The following is an 18,311-nucleotide window of genomic DNA, read 5'->3' on the forward strand; positions in this document are numbered from 1 at the left end:
ATGAGGGTTTTTTCTGAAAAAGGTTTTCTTTCCCCGTTGGCGAATTTCCTTTTCATGAATGTTTTATTTAAGGATACAAGGCCCCATTTTTATCAGATTTGCACCCTATTATACATGATTAGTACTACGAAAACGATCTGTACAGATATCAAAACAAAGCTGATAATGCCGAGAATATTGCAACCCAGGCGTTTTTTGGTCACTATCTTATGTAAATCTTTCATACGGGTCCATACTGATAAAACCATGCCACAAGGTGAACCCGGGCTTATAAAGGGGTAGTTGGGGTATAGTCGGGCCATAGTGTAGATTCATTACCATTCCATCATCAACAGGGCACCTTCATATCCCTTAAATATTAAGGTGCCCTGTTGATGCCCTTATGGTGTACTTATAATAGTATAGCTGTACTATAGCTATACCCTGAAAACGACCCGATTACCCTTTAACTATGCCCCGATTACTGGCCGGCATTATCAAGATAACATTACCTAAAAGTGTGTATACCTGTCAGTTAGCAGATCATGCTTCAAAAACCCCAACAGCTCCGGAGAATGAGATAAATAATTACATTAACATAAAAAACAATTCAATAAAAAAAATTTTATGAAATTCCCCGAACTTTTTTTTAAAGTTCCTGTTATACATTCCATACAATTGGTCTTTCGACTAATATTTCAAATTGGGGACAAATAATAATAATAATAATAATATCATACTATACTCAGAGGACAAAGTGCATTTTACTTTATTCTTATATCCATGATATTTAAAACTACTTTATAAAAGCCTGTACGCGCACACAGGTCAAGGACGAGCTAATACATAACTGCTATTTATGTCAGTTTTTCAACTGAATAACGGGTATTCTTTGAGTACACACGAAGTAAAAGAGTTTGCAAGCGATCTGTCATCATATGGTATACCTTACCAGGAATCTGAGCATTGGCTGGAGGTAGGCGATTGTGAATTGCGGAATAATTTCACGCTGTATATTTCGGTGCTTTCGCAACAGGTCCAATCTTTATTACATCAGGTAATCCCTGTGTTGGAGGGGTATGCTGTATCGTACCGGTTGTTAAAAAACAACAGACTGGTGGATCAGAGTAATGGATTGACGCTGGGTATCAAAGAAGCGGGCAGGATCATCGAGATCTATCCAAAGCAGGCGAAACAGGCGATACAACTGGTCCGGGAGCTGGAAAGCGTAACGAGTGCCTTTCAGGGTATTACCCCCTATGATAGTCTTCGAATAGGCAAGGTTTTATATACAGCATTGGATACCGGTATCAGGTACCATATACCTGTGGCCTACCGGAATAAGCGGCGCAAGGGGATTATCGGGAAGTATTATATACCGACAAAGTTATTACGATTTAATCCCAAGGGGGATATCTATTTGGGGGTGAATATAAAGCAGTTTGCATTTTCACATTGTATCATTAAGCAGGCAAGAGCGGCGTCATTTATAGATAGGTATGGGCGGGAATCGGCGCATAAGTTATTCTGGCAGAAATCAGTACTGGAAGCCATACAACATGAATTGCCGGTACCACAGGTCATAGATTTTTGCAGTAAGGGGGAAGATCATTATTTAGTGACGAGTTATATAAACGGACAGGTATTGCCGGAGCGCTTGAAAGATGTTTACAGGGATCGCATCTGGCGTGAATTGGGTGTAGCCGACAAAGTTAAGATCTTAGGTTATTTTTTGCAGATAACGGAAATCCTTAAACGATTACATGAGCTTGGATATTTACATAGAGATGTTCAGATTAATAATTTTATAATCAAGGAAGATAAAGTATACCTGCTGGATTTTGAGTTAGCGTATTATATGCCGGCGGGTACACCGGATCCACCTTTTGGCTATGGAACGGCGATGTTTATGTCGCCACAGCAAAGGCGGAGTGAGCAGCCGGAACCGGGGGATGATATTTATTCAATGGGGGTTGTATTAGCATTTATGATTTTAAATCCTGTTGATCAGGAGAGCTTTTCAGGAAATATTTATAATGCGCTGGTAAATGCAGGATTAGAAGCAGTTTTATTAGATGTAGTTACTAATTGCCTGGACCCTGCTCCTAGCAACAGACCGACTCTTTCCTCAATAATAACCTTATTAAAGACAGGCGACATACCGGGGAAGATAGAACTGGTATAAATAAAGACTATGAAAACTAGAATGCTGTTCTTTAATACAGTATGCCTACTGTTTATTACTATGTTTGTGTACGCGGCTGTAAGCAAGTGGATGGATTTTAATGTATTTGTTTCCCAGATGCATAAACAGCCGTTTCCTGCTCAGTTGTTGCCCCTGTTGGTATGGGGGATCCCTTTCACCGAGTTATGTGTATCATTGTTATTGATGTTGGAGAAGACCCGATTTACGGGGCTGAAGATTGCGACGGGAATGATGATACTTTTTACGGGGTATATTATCCTGATAGAGTTAAGATATTTTGGGGAGATACCTTGCTCATGTGGCGGCGCCATTGTTCAGTTCACGTGGGTACAACATTTGTATTTTAATTTGTTTTTTGTTTCAATTGGACTAGTTGCTATCCTACTGATTAGGAAGATGAATATATTCTCCCGGTAACCAATAAAAGAGTATTAGATTGGAATGACTATCACGGTCTGGATTTCGGTTCGGATAGGGATGGGTAAGTCTGATACTAATTACAGCTTGACGTTTTTCTATCACTTTAAATATTAAATCTTATGAACAAAATGAAATTAGCATTCGCAGCACTGGCTGCTTTAATTGGTGTGGGAGCAGCATATGCGACTAAAATCAAACCCGATGTAAGAGCAGAGAATCATTATTGGATTACGATTGGAGGAACGACAGTATTATATGGGACGACGGCACAGGCTGAAGTAAATTGCCCGGGCTCAGGCATTACCTGTTTAAAAGCATTAGACAATCCCAATCTTGTAGCAACCAGATCAAACTAATAAGGGACTTACAAAAAGAGCGTGTATCAATTAAGATCCACGCTCTTTTCATTCGGCTACCTGGTAAGACAATGTTCGTATGTATGCGATGATCAGAAGTTTTATTTAGGATACATCCCCAATTAATTATATCCAGGATTTTGTGTAAGGTTTGAATCTAACATAATCTCCGCATCTGGAATTGGATAAAGCGTATCTTCATCCGTCCACGCTGGCTTCCTGTTTAACAAAATGCTTGTTGCAGTTTTATTACGTTTGAGATCAAACCAACGATTTCCCCATTCTGCAAACAATTCTATTTGCCGTTCTTTTTGAATGGCTATCAACAAACTATTACCGTCAATACCAGGATTTATAGCCGATATCATTGGCAACCCTGCCCTATTTCTAATACTGTCTACATCTGCTATAGCTCCCGGCAAATCACTTAAATGAGTCCTTGCTTCTGCACGGATTAAATATTGCTCAGCAAGACGGAGCACCATTGTATATTCACTTACTACATAGTTAGAACTAAAATTTATCCGTAACTTATATTTATACGGAAAGGTGTAAGTAACTCCATTCACTACCTTCGTACCAATCCAGCTACTTGCTCTTTTATCGCCAGCTTCAAAAGCATTCAGCAAATAATCCGAGACGCTATATTGCGGTAATGAAGTACCATTGGGGCTAGGTACGAACTGAGCACCTTCGGATGTATTATATCCAACTTCAACAGGCATAAACTGTAATATAGCTTCCTTACTATCTAAGAGGAATACCCTGTTAAGATCGTTTTCTAATCCATAAGGGCCGGCATTAATAACCTGCGACGAAGCACTTTCTGCATCTACCCAATCTTCTTCATACAGATATAATTTTGCGAGCAGCGCTTTAGCTGCCCATTTGTTAACCCGTACCCTTCCATTACTTGGATAATTTTCATTCAGCAATCCTGTCGATTTTAGTAAATCTTGTTTTATCTGTGAAAAAATAACACTCGTTGCAGTTCTCTTCAATTTTGCATTTGCCTTATAATCGATCGAGGTCACCAACGGCACATCACCAAATAGCTGTACCATCTGCAAGTAAATCAGAGATCTTATAAAATAGGATTCTCCCAACAATTGATTACTTACATCTACTGACATGGAAGTGCTATTGGTTATTCCATCAATAATAGCATTTGTCTGGTAAAGCAAGCTATATCCAAAATACCATAAGTATAATCTATTAAATGTGCTTGTAGTTGATATTGAATTGTTATAAAATTCCAGCATCGTATTGGTCTGGTTATTGGGCTCTATTTCATCGGCAGACAGACCACCACAAATGGATAGGCCTCCATTTAACATATTGGGAAAGGACGCCATAATTTTAGCGTAAACACCACTGACAGCAGATAATGCAGATGTATCATGGGTAAATACATTTCCCCCAACTACACTATTATCCGGATCTCCCACATCAATCAATTTATTACAACTAAGGAGCCATATCGCTAACAGTATTACAATATACTTTTTCATCATGGGGAATTTATTAAAACTGCACTTCCAATCCTGCTGTTACTATCCGTAATGTTGGTAATGAGAAATAATATGGTGTTTCAGGATCTAATCCTTTATACTTAGTCAAAGTAAATAAATTTTGGCCTTGCAAATAAAATTTAAGATCCGACAATTTCAATTTCTTTACCACATTCTTATTCATTGTGTAATAGAATGAAATATTCTTCACCTTTATATAAAAATTATTCTCATAGACCGCATCAGAAGTATAAATATTATAGCTTTGGATATCTCCATTCAGAATATTAGCAGTCACAAATCGTTGAACCTTGGTCTCATCTCCGGGATGCTGCCATCTATCCAGTACCCATTTAGGCTGATTTGCCAACACACCTGGTGCAAGCATATTAAAATATGCAGAGTAGAAATAATTAGGCACCGTCTGTTTTCTCACAGTGAGAAATATATCTAACCTGAATGCTTTATACTGAAATGCGTTTCCAATACCACCATAGAATGTGGGGTCAAGATTTCCTTCATTTTTATAATCCGGAGCACCCAGTGCTCCATCCTTGTTAACATCTTCAAATTTATAAAGGCCGTCAGTTTTATCCACACCCAAATTATGATAATGTTTCAATACATTCAATGGATATCCTACCGAATAATAGAGGTCATAATCATAATGACTTATATCAGGGAATACCATTAACCTGTTCTTCGGAAAGGTCATATTTGCATTTACTCTCCAGCTAAAATATTCTCTCCTCATTACTTCAGCCGTCATATCAAATTCCCATCCTGAATTCCTTACCACGACCCCTTCATTTTTGATAACATTCATAAATCCGGTTTGGGCAGGTAATTTATAGGCTATTATTTGTTTATCATTCGTATTATTAAAATAGGCAATGGTAGTAATTAACTTATTCTTCAAAAATCCAAGCTCGATAGCCGTTTCAATTTTCTTACTTCTCTCCCATGAAAAATTGGTATTTAATAAAGCATCAGGAGTTAATGGAATGATCCCTTGATATAGATTAGGGTTGACACCAGACGACCAGGTATCCAAATATCGGTAATCCCCAATTTGATCATTACCAGTGACCCCATAACTACCTCTCAACTTTCCGTAGTCCAAAAATCTTACATTATTCATTACAAAATCTTCATTACTAAACAGCCATGCACCTCCTATTGATCCAAAATTCGACCATCTTTTTCCGGGTCCAAACCGACTCGATCCATCTCTTCTCGCTGAAAAATTCAGAATATAGCGATCCTTATAATTGTATATCAAACGTCCGAATAAGGCCGCATACTTGTATTTCGAGGAATACTTACTCAATATAGCTGTTTTACCAGCTGCCGATATATCATCCAACCTTCCATCATCCGTAAACCCATCTGCATCTATCACCATATTGGTATTCGAACTATACTGCCATGTAGTTCCTATCAACGCATTCACCTTTCCAAACTTAAACGTCTTAGTATAATCCAACTGAGGTTCCAGAATATAACTCTTTATCTCCTGCGTCCCAAACGAAGCTGAACCATTTGATGCCGAATCTGAACTCGGATTTATCGAAAAAGTCGGTACCTGCGAATTCTCATTATCCCGATACCTATTTAACCCTGCCGACAACAGGAAACTCAAACTATCCACAATCCTATACCCTAATTTCATACTCCCCAACAAATTCCCGGTCCTGATCGTATACTTCTTATACAAATCTGCCAAAGGATTACTAAACTCCGCCCCATTCTCCTGCCAAACCAACTTCCCATTATCATCCCAGGGCCCAGGTGCATTCGGTGGCGCCACCGTACCTAGCAAATTGCCATTGAACATTTCATTCCGATCCTTCCCATACTTCCCATTCAAATCCGCACTCAACCTCTTATTCTTAGACAAATACGTCACTGACACATCCCCTGTCCCTCTCAAATAAGGCATATCTATTGGAAACACCGACGTCCCTTTCAACACACTTCCACTCAACCGATACTGTATCACCTTACTCCCTCCACTCAGCGCCACATTCAAATTCGTTAAGTTGGCTGTTCCACCAATAATCATTTTCTGCCAATCCCTCGCCCGGTTCTGATTCCACGCCATCAGATCCGGCGCATACCCCACACTCCCTTCCAGATTATCCGGCGTGATCCCATCATTTGCAAACGCTTCCTTCCTCATCGCCATATATTGCTCTTTGGATAGCAAATTGCCCATACCAGGCACCTTCCCTATCCCCGTACTCAATTTCAAATTCAACGTGGCCTTCCCTTCTTTTCCTCTCTTGGTCGTGATCAATATCACCCCATTCGCACCTCTACTCCCATATATCGCCGTCGCATCTGCATCCTTCAAAATCTCTATGCTTTCAATATCCTCCTTATTCAAATTATTAAACGGACTAATCCCGCCTGCATCAAAATTCTGCACCGCAATCGATCCCAACAGATTGATAGTCTTGCTGGAAATGTAAGGCACCCGATCTACGATATATAAAGGATCTGAACCATTCGCAAAAGAATTCCTTCCCCTGATCTGCACCGTAAAGCTCGTTCCATTCACACCACTTGACGGTGTCACTGCCAATCCGGGAACCCGTGCTTCCAAAGCACCTAATAAATTTACCACCGGCTGGCGGGAAATCTCGCTGGAAGATACTTTGGCAATACTGCCGGTATTCGTTCTGCGGGTGGTAATACCATAGGCCATAATCACCGTCTCATCCAGCACATTATTTGCCAACACTAATTTTATCCTGATAGAATCATCAATATTCGCCTCCTTCGCTGCAGGCATATATCCTGTATAAGTAGCATAAAGGACCACATCTTCCTTTTCCGTCAGAAAAGTAAACCGCCCCGTCTCATCTGTCGTACCTCCCTGGTTCGTTCCACTGATCCTTACTGTCGCTCCAGGCAACGCCGTCCCTTTCTCATCCATCACAATACCCGTTACGACATTTAATTTGCTGGAAATTTTCTTTGCAATCGAATTCGGTGGCAGTGGAATCAATGGTCCCGACCGGCTAAATACCACCATATTCCCTCTGGAAGTCCAGGTAAAACCCTGTCTGCCCAACAATTCAAACAATATTTGTGTTACTGAAAAGTTACTTGCGTAAATAGAATAATGATCCGTTACATCCAGCTGATTTGCGGAAGCAATGAAGTGTAAGCCGGTCGTGGAACTGATCAGCTTAAATATGGCTTTTAATGATTTGTTAGATACCGAAAGATCCATTCTCTTATTCAACATCTCGTTCACATCAGATGGACCCGGGGTTTGCGCGAATGCAGGTATGCTTGCTCTCAGTAAGAATAGCAGGCATAGTACTACATAAAAAGCACCATTGGCCGCAAAAATTCTTCTCATATTTGATAAGGGACCATTCTGGCAAAAATCAGAGGGTAGATAATTTGGACAACAGCACTGGGGCATAATAGACAACTCTGATCGCCAAAAAGTATGATAATATGAGTGGAAAATTAATCATTTTTATACTCATTATGACATTCTGAAAATTTAACTATTTTTGGAAGGAATAATTCCACCAAAACAAACCCCCAAATTATAATGAACCAGAGCTATCAGGATAAGTAAATCTTGTACCTAAATCCGAATATAATGATTCAAGAGCAGGACGTAAAGCTATTTCAGCTTATTAAAGACGGAAACGAACTCGCATACGCTGAGATATATAACAAATATCGCAGAGATGTATTCGTGGCTGCCTTCCGCATCCTGCGTAATATTCATGATGCAGAAGATGTGACCCAGGAAGTCTTTATCAACCTGTGGAATAAAAGAAAAGACATTGAAGTGAACACCGCAGTCAGGGGATACCTCACCCGTATGGCTGCAAACAGTTGTTTGAACAAAATAAAGCATGACACCAATCTAACCAAACGTAACCAGCAGTACTCTGCCATGAACACAGAGGTACAGTCCCCTGAAAAACCTGAAAATGAACAAATGGAAGACATCACCCGGCTTATGCAGGAACTCCCTGACAAAAGCCGCCGAACAGTGGAAATGGTATATATGGAAGGCCGCCCGCACAAAGAAGTGGCCAAAATTGAAGGTATTTCTGTCAATACCGTGAAAACTCAATTGTACTCCTCCCTGAAGATTATCCGCAATAAACTACAGTTAAAATAATTTTTTTCCCTTCACTCATACTTTTTGGATTTTAGGATTGTCTATAATTATATCAACTATGGATATTGAAGCTATTGACATACAAACCTTGATCGTGGCAGACATTCTGGGAACGATCACACCGGATGAAAAAATTCAACTGGAAAAGTTGATAATCGACCGGCCGGAGCTTCAGTCGCTGTATGATGAGATCCGTGAAGACATGGAAAAAGAGAACCTGGTCGCCTTCGCAGGTGGCAGCATCTCAGCAGCAGAATTAATTATCAATGCCAAAAGGCGCGTGCGCAACCGGTATATCCGCGTAATTGCCGCCGCTGCCTGCTCGATTGGTCTTGTTGGTGGATTGTCTCTTTATTTATTGACACCGCAACAACCTACAGCCCTGGCATCATGGGAAGATGGTAAAACCATTTTATTGAAAATAGGCCAGCAGGAAATTAACCTGGAAAACAATGCTCCCACAAATGTGAACGGTATAGCATTGCATCCGGAAACCGGCTCGCTCACCTTTAGCTCTTTGAATAGTACTAATCACGATTTGGGCGTGTTGACCGTGCCAAAAGGCAAAAACAATTATAAAGTCATACTGGCTGACGGATCAGAAGTATTATTAAATAATACATCGCGCCTGTCTTTCCCGTTGAAATTCGACGGGGCCAAAAGAGAAATCAGTATAGACGGAGAAGCTTATGTCAAAGTCGCCCCTAAGGCAGGTCAGCCCTTTATCGTACGCCTTCCCCGCAACAGGCAGGTAGATGTATTGGGTACAGAATTTAACGTCAATACGTACGATAGCGGTATCGCCAGAATTAGCCTAGTACAGGGTCGCGTAAAAGTAGCCGAAGGCGAAAACAATGCGCTCCTGGTTCCGGGCAAGGCCGCTACCATCGACTCTCAGGCCATCTCCATCAGAGAATTTGATGCAGATGAAGTACTGAGCTGGCGAGATGGTATTATCGTGTTTCCTGACAATGTCACTATCGAACGAATAGCAGAAGTAGTAGGTAGAAATATGAAAGTGAAAATGATTGTAGAAAAATCTGCTGCCGGCAAGAAATTTATTGGTGTAATACTGGATAAAAGCAAGCCGATTATCCACCTGTTACAACAATTGACAGATACCAAAGAAGTGTCTTATAATATTTCAAAAGATGGAGTGATACATATATTGTAAAACTCCTTCTCCTATGCAAACCCTCAGCATTCATTGATAACGAGATAGTTCCTCATAATAACCACGCTTGCCCTGAAACATAGGGCAATTATATAGCTTTCGTCGTTTGTTAACCCTCTTTTTTACGACAAGCAGCAACCCGAATCAGAGCGGGAAGCAACGCAATAGAAGGCCACCTTCCCGGGTTGGCCTTCATCTTTTTATAGGGATACTCCCTATACGACAATTACTTCCACCCCCATGTTTTCCAGGTCCCGCATCATGGCAGGACTAATTCCATCATCTGTAATTATTTGATCTATATCCCCTAATGGGCAGATCTTCCCAAATCCACGCTTGCCGAACTTCGAAGAATCGGTCACTATAATGGTCTTCTGTGCCGTGCGGATCATGGCCTTATTGAGTAGTGCTTCCATCATATTGGAAGTGGTACACCCCTGTTCCATGTCAATACCATCTACCCCCAGGAACAACTTACTACAGGTAAAGTGATCCAGGATTCCTTCGGCATACGTGCCTGTAACAGAAGTAGATGTTTTACGTACGATCCCTCCCAGCTGCACAATCTCTATATTGGGTTTGTCCAGCAGCGCCATGGAAATATTCATGGCGGAAGTGAGTACTGTGACCCGCAACTCCGGCGGAATCGCTTTCGCTACCTGCAATACAGTGGTGCCTGATGCGATAATGATCGCATCGTCCGGCTCTATCATTTCTGCGGCCCGCTTGCCAATGAGGATCTTCTGATCCGCCAGGATGTTCTCTTTTTCATTGACATTCCTATCCTTTGTATAGGGGTTAGCCCTGCTGATATTTCCATGTGTGCGAAATAATAATTTCTTGTCCTCCAACATCTTAAGATCCTTACGGATGGTTACCGCCGAAACATCCAACGCCTCAAACAGATCGGCCACCCGAACATTCCCTTCTGCCTGCAGGCGTTCCAGGATATAAGCGTGCCGTTGTGACATAGATTCGAATTTCATAACTATGGCCTGGTATTAAATTGGTAAAATAGTAACTGAAAAGTAATACAAGGTTGACTTTTTTCCTAAAAAAAGCTTAAATCTCAAGAAAAATTTGGAAATGAAAACAAAACGAAACAACTTTATATAAGCAAAAGAAACATTTAGAAAGTTTCTTTGGGTTTAAACTCCTTACTTTATGAACAGAATGCAGTTAATATCGGACCTATCCTCCACTAAGTCATGGGATGTTATTGTTATTGGCGGCGGCGCAACGGGTCTTGGCATCGCGATGGACGCTGCTACCAGGGGGTATAAGACCTTGCTGGTAGAGCAGGCAGACTATTCGAAAGGCACCTCGAGCAAAGCGACCAAACTCGTACATGGCGGAGTGCGCTACATGGCGCAGGGAGACCTTGGCCTGGTAAGAGAAGCCTGCCACGAGAGGGGATTATTACTGAAAAATGCACCTCACCTGACAAAAAACGAAACTTTCGTTATTCCGAATTACTCCTGGTTTAATAACATTAAGTATACCCTTGGTCTGAAATTTTACGATTTACTGGCCGGTAAATTAAGCCTGGGTGCTTCTAAATATATAGGCAAAAAGAAAACCATCGAAGCCCTGCCTACTATCAGACAGGAAGGGCTGAAAGGTGGTGTAGTATACCATGATGGCCAGTTTGACGATAGCCGTCTGGCGCTGAACATAGCCCAGACCGCCATCGAAAACGGCGCCACCGTACTGAACTACATTAAAGTAACCGGCTTATTGAAAAATAACAATAAGAAAGTGAGTGGGATTATAGCGAAGGACATCGAAACCGGCGAAACTTACGAAGCAACAGGCAAGGTAGTGATCAACGCTACCGGGGTTTATGTAGATAACATTCTGCATATGGACCGTCCGGATGCGCCACACATGGTAAGACCAAGTCAGGGGGTACACATCACCCTGGATCATTCTTTCCTGCCTGGCGACAATGCCCTCATGATCCCTGAAACAGATGACGGCCGCGTATTATTTGCTGTGCCATGGCATGGTAAACTGATCGTAGGCACAACCGATACCCTGCGCGATCATCCTGAACTGGAACCGCATGCACTGGAGCAGGAAATTGAGTTTATTCTCAATACTGCTGCCAAATACCTGGTGAAAAAGCCTACCCGCAAAGATGTGCTGGCAGTATTTGCCGGTCTGCGTCCACTGGCTGCACCAAGTAAAGATGGTGCTAAAACAAAAGAAATATCACGTAGTCATAAGATCATTGTATCCGAATCAGGACTGATCACCATCACTGGTGGTAAATGGACCACCTTCCGCAAGATGGCACAGGATACAATTGATAAAGCTATCGAAACTGGCGTGCTGACCGCTAAGGAATGTAAGACAGAACACCTGCATATCCATGGCTATGTACCAATGAGTGATGAGAATGATCCGCTGCGTTTTTATGGTGCAGATATGACTGCAATCAACAAACTGGTTGCTGAAGACCATTCACTGGGAGACCTGCTGGTGCCTAATTTCCCGTATAATAAAGCAATGGTCATCTGGGCCATTCGGAATGAGTATGCACGCCGTGTAGAAGATGTGCTGGGACGCCGTCTTCGCTTACTATTCCTGGATGTACATGCAGCCGTAGCTGCTGCACCAGTCGTAGCACAAATAATGGCAAAAGAATTAAATAAAGATGCCGCCTGGATACAGGCAGAACTCGCCGATTTTACAATACTGGCGAAGGGATATACGCTGAATTAATCAGCGTATTCCTCACCACGTTATACTTATACAACTATAGAGCATCCCCCGAGGGAGCCAGGCGGTAGCTTTGCTACACGCCACTTTGGAACAAAATTAAAAAACTGAGGTATGAACAAGAACGAAAAATTCATCCTGGCCCTCGACCAGGGGACCACGTCATCACGCGCTATCATCTTCGATCACAATGGAGAAATAAAAGCGATCGCACAAAAACCTTTTGAACAGATATTTCCACAACCGGGATGGGTGGAACATGATGCAAACGAAATCTGGGCCTCCCAATCTTCAGTGGCGGCAGAAGCCGTCGCGAAAGCGGACCTGAACGGTACCAACATCGCCGCCATCGGTATTACCAACCAGCGTGAAACCGCCGTGGTATGGGATCGTGAGACGGGTACACCTATCTACAATGCTATCGTATGGCAGGACCGCCGCACAGCAAAATACTGTGATGAGCTGAAGGAGAAAGGCCACACCGGTATGATCCGTGAAAAAACAGGTCTGGTGATCGATGCCTACTTTTCAGGTACCAAAGTAAAATGGATCCTCGACAACGTAGCTGGTGCAAGAGAAAAAGCAGAGAAAGGTGAATTGTGTTTCGGTACGATCGACAGCTGGCTGGTATGGAAATTTACCCGTGGTCATATGCACATCACCGATGTTACTAACGCTTCGCGTACACTGCTCTTCAATATCCACACCATGCAGTGGGACCAGGAACTGCTGGACCTTCTCACTATTCCTGCAAGCATGCTGCCTGAAGTAAAACAGAGCAGTGAAATATATGGCGAAACTGCCACTACCCTCTTCGCATCTAAAATTCCTATTGCAGGTATCGCCGGCGACCAGCAGGCTGCCCTGTTCGGACAGATGTGCGTAGAAGAAGGTATGGCAAAGAATACTTACGGTACAGGATGTTTTCTGCTGATGAACACCGGTAACAAACCTGTTTATTCCAAAAACAACCTGCTCACGACCGTTGCCTGGAAGATCAATGGCGAAGTAACATATGCGATGGAAGGTAGCGTGTTCGTAGGTGGTGCAGCCATTCAATGGTTGCGCGACGGATTAGGTATCATTCACAACTCTTCTGATAGTGAAACGCTCGCTGCTTCTGTAAAAGATAACGGTGGCGTATACTTTGTACCTGCACTGACAGGTTTAGGTGCTCCTTATTGGGATCAGTATGCACGTGGTGCCATCTTTGGCATTACCCGTGGTACAACCGCCGGCCATATTGCCCGCGCAGCACTGGAAGGTATTGCATTCCAGGTGTACGACCTGCTGAAGAGCATGGAGTCTGACTCCGGCAAGCAGAGTACCGAGCTGAGAGTAGATGGTGGTGCAGTAGCGAACAATGCACTGATGCAGTTCCAGGCAGATATCTTTGGCAGTAATGTAGTACGTCCGAAAGTGCTGGAAACAACTGCACTGGGTGCTGCATACCTGGCAGGTCTGGCTGTAGGCTATTGGGAAAATATTGACGAAGTGAAGAAGCAATGGTCTAAAGACAGAATATTCAAGCCTGAGCTGGATAGACAGAACACTGAAAAGCTGCTGGCCAACTGGAAGAAAGCGGTAGAACGGACCAGAGGCTGGGCTAACGAATAATCAATAAGAGCGCCTGACTCCGTAATCTGCCTGCGGAGCAGGCTATACTGAAACTAACTAAATTTCACCTATTCCACTTTGAAAAAAATGTGTGCGATGACCTGTTTATGAAAAAGCCTGCACAATAGTTTCAGAGGAAATAGCACCACTAAATTAATCATCAAGTTATGACACCGTTTATTGCAGAATTTATAGGTACAGCATTGCTCATTCTCCTGGGCAATGGTGTGGTTGCCAATGTCGTGTTAAAGGACACGAAAGGAAATGGAGGCGGATGGATTGTGATTACAACAGCATGGGGCCTGGCCGTATTCGTTGGTGTGTGTGTTGCAGGTCCCTATACCGGCGCGCATTTGAATCCGGCTGTGACGCTGACCATGTTAATACTGGGAAAAATCAACCTGGCAGTAGCTGGTGTATACTGGGCTGCACAAATGCTGGGTGCCATGTTTGGCGCATTCCTGGTATGGGTATTTTATAAAGACCATTTCGATCTGACCGAAGACGGACCTACCAAACAGGCTGCATTTTGTACTGCGCCTGCTGTGAGAAACCTGGGCCGCAATTTCATCAGTGAAGTGATTGGTACATTCGTACTGCTGATCACTATCCTCTACTTTACCGATCCAAAAATAGGAGATACTACACAAACTATCGGCATGGGTTCTATGGGTGCTTTGCCAGTAGCCTTCCTGGTATGGGTGATTGGCCTGTCACTGGGTGGTACTACCGGTTATGCGATCAATCCTGCAAGAGACCTGGGACCAAGGATTGTACATGCCTTGCTGCCATTTAAGAAATCTAAAGCTGGTGCAGACTGGGGTTATGCCTGGATACCGGTGGTGGCCCCTGCATTAGGTGCAACGCTGGCGGCTTTATTGTTCATGTATTTAAAATAAGAATCGTTATGAGAAAGTTATTGATTGCAACCCTCACGGTTGCATGCGGGATATTCTTTGTCCAAAATGTAAGCGCACAGGATAAAGATACAACGGTAGTGAAGGAGAAAAAATATGAACCGTTTGGATTAAATTTGCAGGTGAGGAATTTATACCTGTGGCGTGGATTCAAGGTGTCTAATTCACCGATCTCTGATGTGGATATGTATTACAAATCAAAGAATGGACATTGGCAGGCAGGATTTTGGGGAGGTGCAAGTTTCACTGGTGATTACAGGGAGTTTGATTACTATGTGAAGTACATGAATAAGGGTTTTAGTGCGGCGATCTGGGATATTAACAACTTTAGTAATTATCCAAATGCTGATCTGTTTGATTATAATAAAGCAACGACTTCACATTTTGTGGATGTAGGTGTGGCTTATACTTTCCAGAAGATGAAGTTGCCGCTTACATTGAGCTGGAATACGATTGTGCTGGGTAGAGATACTTATTACAAGGCGGATAGTAGTCTGGCGAATGCATATTCACATTATGTGCAGGTGGATCAGGTGTTGTTTGCGGATGATGTGTATAATGTGCATGCGTTTGTGGGTGGTGGATTTTCATTTAGCGGAGATAAGAATTTTTATGGGAACCATCCAAATATTGTGAATGCAGGGATTACGGTGAATAGGGATCTGACCATATTTAAATATCATATTCCTATTTCAGCGACGGCGATGTTCAACCCGGAGAAGAAGTATGGGGCATTGCAGCTGATTGCGAATATATTCTAAGTTAGAGGTTACAATAAGATCTAAATCGGAAAAGCTCCCCCGCTCTGCGAGCGGGGGAGCTTTAAAATTGACTTTGTTCATAACTGGTGGTGGCTTGCTATCCCATGAAAATAAACTAACTTAATTATGTAAAAAAATGAAAAACGAATGATACCCATTGGCATATCCTCCGGCAATTCATGCCCATCCACTCACCCACCCCACACCCTGCTCGCCGCTGACATAGGCGGTACCAAATCAAACCTGGCACTTTACAATTACGACGGCAGCAAGCTCGCCCTTACAAAAGAAGAAAAATACCCCACCAAAGATCTTCATGGCCCCGGCGAACTCATTAAAAAATTCCTTGGCAATGCCCCCACCCCCGATCGTATTTGCCTTGGCGTAGCTGGTCCTGTGCAGGATGGAAAAGCAAAGATCACAAACGTACCCTGGGAAATAGATGCAGCACAGCTATCCGCACAATTTGACAAACACCCTGTCTTCATTGTAAACGACCTTGAAGCAAACGCTTACGGTCTCGCTACCCTGGAACAAATCGATATTCACGCATTACATACCGGCCAGCCACAAAAAGGGAATATTGCATTGATATCTCCCGGCACAGGTCTGGGCGAGGCCGGATTATTCCTGGATGGCACCCACTACTACCCTTTCGCCACCGAAGGCGGTCACAGTGACTTCTCTCCCATTACTGATCTGGATGACGACCTGCTGGTATACCTCCGCAGAAAATTCGGGCATGTGAGCTGGGAAAGAGTGCTCAGCGGCCCCGGCATCGTGAATATCTTTAGCTTTCTGAAAGAAGAAAGAGACATGGACGTCCCTGGCTGGCTGCTGGACAGGATGGCCGTACACGATGTAGCTGCAGAGATCAGTGAAAATGGCGATTCTGTAGCCATCTGTGTAGAAACCATGCGCATCTTTTTCCGCTACCTCGCCACGGAAGCCGGTAACCTCGCCCTGAAACTGAAAGCCACCGGTGGTATCTATATCGGCGGCGGCATCGTCCCCAAAAATGTAAAGAAAATTGATTACGGTGCTTTCATGAAAGCATTCCGTGAAAAAGGTAGAATAAAACCCCTGCTGGAAGATATTCCCGTACAAATCATCCTCAATGAAAAAACGGCGTTGACAGGCGCCGCATGGTATGCCATCAATAAGTGCTGAGTTATATTATAATTTTTCCCTATTTTTACTCCAACACAATCAATCACATACCTATGAAAACCGCATATTTCTTACCGGTGCTGTTATTAAGCGCCTGGTGTAAGGCGCAGGGACCCTATCCCTATACCGAAAAAGGCAAATGGGGCCTGACTGATAAGAACAAAAGTGTGCTGCTAAAACCACAATTTGACAGCATTGACGTATTCAGAAACGGCTACGCCCGTGTAGAAAGCAGTAAAAAGGTAGGACTGATCAATACCAATGGTGCTGTGTTGGTCGCTCCTTCTTATGCCAACATCACCAACGCCTTCCAGGACTTCACCGCCATTGCCAGAAATATCAAAGGCTACCAGATCATAGATATCCGCACTGACAAGCCAATCGGCGGCATGTTTACAGACGTTTTACCGGAAAGATCCAGCTATTCCAAGGGTAGTTATTACTTCGTGAATAAAGACGGGAAAATGGGCATCTTTGACGCACTGAGCGGCAAACTACAGAACGGCAAGGCACCTTACAACCAGGTAACGGGCTTTAACGACCCCGCACTGGAACAATTTGCTCTCATCACCATGGGTGACACTTATGGCGTGGTAGATGTAAGTAGCGGCCGGGAAATCCTGAAACCTGAATATGAAGATATTGAAGAAGTATATGCGGGCAATACCGTGTATGTAGCCGCTAAAAAAGGCGATGACAAGGTTTTCTATTTCGATGCTAACTTCCGCTCCGCTTCTCCGGGCAATGTACAGGACAAACCTACTTCCGTTATACCGGTAGAAGGCGAAGTGCTGAACAAGAAGGCCAAAGACATGTACATCTATAAACTGGGTAATGGTAAATGGCGTGTAGTACTCGAAAACCGTGAAACCAGTAAATACAAAGGGCTGGATAGTACAGACCTGAATGGGTATACCCAACTGGAATACCTGTCTTATTATCCAAATGATAAGAGCTTCCCTTCCAAGATCAAAGCGGTGAAGGATGGTAAAACAGGGGTGATCGATATGACCGGTAAGGTGCTTGTACCTTTTATCTATGACGATGTACATTTCAGGGAAGATATGGTGGGTCGTTATGCATTTATCGAAACCTACCTGGACGATAAGAAAGGGGTGGTAGTAGCGGCTACTATGAAGGAACTGAAAAAGCCGGTGCTGAAAGCGATCCTGGATGAAGATCATGACAGAAATGCCCTGCTGGTAGAGATGCCGAACGGACAAAAAGGTTATATGGACAAGAATACAGGAGAGATATTTATTCCTGGTGTAAAGGAATAGTCTGCTCCCGGCCCAAACGCTTTTGTCTGCGCAAAAG

14 protein-coding genes are annotated in these 18,311 nt (G+C 43.1%); 11 read left to right on the plus strand and 3 right to left on the minus strand.

Annotated elements, in window-relative coordinates; translation table 11 throughout:
* Nucleotides 1–838 precede the first annotated feature (838 nt).
* The 3 genes from BW716_RS27040 to BW716_RS27050 all read left to right on the plus strand — a co-directional run bounded on the left by BW716_RS27040 (nt 839) and on the right by BW716_RS27050 (nt 2,961).
* On the plus strand, nt 839–2,164 hold the full coding sequence (locus tag BW716_RS27040) for a protein kinase (RefSeq protein WP_083728875.1): 1,326 nt from the start codon (nt 839–841) through the stop codon (nt 2,162–2,164).
* A 21-nt stretch (nt 2,165–2,185) separates the two neighbouring features.
* Complete coding sequence (locus BW716_RS39095) at nt 2,186–2,602, plus strand: MauE/DoxX family redox-associated membrane protein (RefSeq protein ID WP_368677976.1); 417 nt, start codon at nt 2,186–2,188, stop codon at nt 2,600–2,602.
* A gap of 131 nt (nt 2,603–2,733) precedes the next feature.
* Nucleotides 2,734–2,961, plus strand: a complete 228-nt coding sequence (locus tag BW716_RS27050) for a hypothetical protein (RefSeq protein ID WP_143709060.1) — start codon at nt 2,734–2,736, stop codon at nt 2,959–2,961.
* A gap of 122 nt (nt 2,962–3,083) precedes the next feature.
* Here the strand turns inward: BW716_RS27050 and BW716_RS27055 are convergent, their stop codons facing one another.
* Both BW716_RS27055 and BW716_RS27060 read right to left on the minus strand, forming a co-directional pair.
* Nucleotides 3,084–4,475, minus strand: coding sequence for a RagB/SusD family nutrient uptake outer membrane protein (locus tag BW716_RS27055; RefSeq protein ID WP_083728881.1), 1,392 nt, complete (start codon nt 4,473–4,475; stop codon nt 3,084–3,086).
* Between the two features lie 10 nt (nt 4,476–4,485).
* Entirely contained in the window at nt 4,486–7,845 is a 3,360-nt protein-coding gene (locus BW716_RS27060; protein WP_179091288.1) for a SusC/RagA family TonB-linked outer membrane protein, read from the minus strand.
* Between the two features lie 252 nt (nt 7,846–8,097).
* On the opposite strand from BW716_RS27060, the gene BW716_RS27065 reads away from it, so the two are divergent.
* Nucleotides 8,098–8,631: an RNA polymerase sigma factor gene (locus BW716_RS27065; protein ID WP_083728885.1), complete on the plus strand. Its 534-nt coding sequence runs from the start codon at nt 8,098–8,100 to the stop codon at nt 8,629–8,631.
* A 58-nt stretch (nt 8,632–8,689) separates the two neighbouring features.
* Nucleotides 8,690–9,805 carry a FecR family protein gene (locus BW716_RS27070; protein ID WP_083728887.1) on the plus strand — a complete coding sequence of 372 codons (1,116 nt, stop codon included), beginning with the start codon at nt 8,690–8,692 and terminating at the stop codon, nt 9,803–9,805.
* A 215-nt stretch (nt 9,806–10,020) separates the two neighbouring features.
* Here the strand turns inward: BW716_RS27070 and BW716_RS27075 are convergent, their stop codons facing one another.
* Entirely contained in the window at nt 10,021–10,776 is a 756-nt protein-coding gene (locus tag BW716_RS27075; RefSeq protein ID WP_235643958.1) for a DeoR/GlpR family DNA-binding transcription regulator, read from the minus strand.
* Nucleotides 10,777–10,969: 193 nt separating this feature from the next.
* On the opposite strand from BW716_RS27075, the gene BW716_RS27080 reads away from it, so the two are divergent.
* From BW716_RS27080 to BW716_RS27105, 6 genes are all read left to right on the plus strand, one after another.
* The gene (locus BW716_RS27080) at nt 10,970–12,532 is read left to right on the plus strand and encodes a glycerol-3-phosphate dehydrogenase/oxidase (RefSeq protein WP_083728891.1); all 1,563 of its coding nucleotides are present in this window, start codon (nt 10,970–10,972) and stop codon (nt 12,530–12,532) included.
* A 111-nt stretch (nt 12,533–12,643) separates the two neighbouring features.
* The gene (gene glpK / locus BW716_RS27085; protein ID WP_083728893.1) at nt 12,644–14,146 is read left to right on the plus strand and encodes a glycerol kinase GlpK; all 1,503 of its coding nucleotides are present in this window, start codon (nt 12,644–12,646) and stop codon (nt 14,144–14,146) included.
* Between the two features lie 167 nt (nt 14,147–14,313).
* Entirely contained in the window at nt 14,314–15,045 is a 732-nt protein-coding gene (locus BW716_RS27090; protein ID WP_083728895.1) for an MIP/aquaporin family protein, read from the plus strand.
* Between the two features lie 8 nt (nt 15,046–15,053).
* Nucleotides 15,054–15,824 (plus strand): hypothetical protein, encoded by a 771-nt coding sequence (locus BW716_RS27095; protein WP_083728897.1) that lies wholly within the window; start codon nt 15,054–15,056, stop codon nt 15,822–15,824.
* A 147-nt stretch (nt 15,825–15,971) separates the two neighbouring features.
* A complete protein-coding gene (gene glk / locus BW716_RS27100) occupies nt 15,972–16,994 on the plus strand; it encodes a glucokinase (protein ID WP_083728899.1) in 1,023 nt (340 codons plus the stop codon).
* A 53-nt stretch (nt 16,995–17,047) separates the two neighbouring features.
* Nucleotides 17,048–18,274 carry a WG repeat-containing protein gene (locus BW716_RS27105; protein WP_083728901.1) on the plus strand — a complete coding sequence of 409 codons (1,227 nt, stop codon included), beginning with the start codon at nt 17,048–17,050 and terminating at the stop codon, nt 18,272–18,274.
* The last annotated feature ends 37 nt before the right edge of the window (nt 18,275–18,311 follow it).

It is taken from the genome of [Flexibacter] sp. ATCC 35208, assembly GCF_001975825.1.
GTDB lineage: Bacteria > Bacteroidota > Bacteroidia > Chitinophagales > Chitinophagaceae > Chitinophaga.

Bases quoted from the DNA above. Each gene is read 5' to 3' on its own strand.
- BW716_RS27050 (WP_143709060.1), top strand. From the start codon at position 2,734: ATGAAATTAGCATTCGCAGCACTGGCTGCTTTAATTGGTGTGGGAGCA.
- BW716_RS27090 (WP_083728895.1), top strand. From the start codon at position 14,314: ATGACACCGTTTATTGCAGAATTTATAGGTACAGCATTGCTCATTCTC.
- BW716_RS39095 (WP_368677976.1), top strand. From the start codon at position 2,186: ATGCTGTTCTTTAATACAGTATGCCTACTGTTTATTACTATGTTTGTG.
- glpK (WP_083728893.1), top strand. From the start codon at position 12,644: ATGAACAAGAACGAAAAATTCATCCTGGCCCTCGACCAGGGGACCACG.
- BW716_RS27070 (WP_083728887.1), top strand. From the start codon at position 8,690: ATGGATATTGAAGCTATTGACATACAAACCTTGATCGTGGCAGACATT.
- BW716_RS27060 (WP_179091288.1), bottom strand. From the start codon at position 7,845: ATGAGAAGAATTTTTGCGGCCAATGGTGCTTTTTATGTAGTACTATGC.
- BW716_RS27095 (WP_083728897.1), top strand. From the start codon at position 15,054: ATGAGAAAGTTATTGATTGCAACCCTCACGGTTGCATGCGGGATATTC.
- glk (WP_083728899.1), top strand. From the start codon at position 15,972: ATGATACCCATTGGCATATCCTCCGGCAATTCATGCCCATCCACTCAC.
- BW716_RS27105 (WP_083728901.1), top strand. From the start codon at position 17,048: ATGAAAACCGCATATTTCTTACCGGTGCTGTTATTAAGCGCCTGGTGT.
- BW716_RS27075 (WP_235643958.1), bottom strand. From the start codon at position 10,776: ATGTCACAACGGCACGCTTATATCCTGGAACGCCTGCAGGCAGAAGGG.
- BW716_RS27040 (WP_083728875.1), top strand. From the start codon at position 839: ATGTCAGTTTTTCAACTGAATAACGGGTATTCTTTGAGTACACACGAA.
- BW716_RS27055 (WP_083728881.1), bottom strand. From the start codon at position 4,475: ATGATGAAAAAGTATATTGTAATACTGTTAGCGATATGGCTCCTTAGT.
- BW716_RS27065 (WP_083728885.1), top strand. From the start codon at position 8,098: ATGATTCAAGAGCAGGACGTAAAGCTATTTCAGCTTATTAAAGACGGA.
- BW716_RS27080 (WP_083728891.1), top strand. From the start codon at position 10,970: ATGAACAGAATGCAGTTAATATCGGACCTATCCTCCACTAAGTCATGG.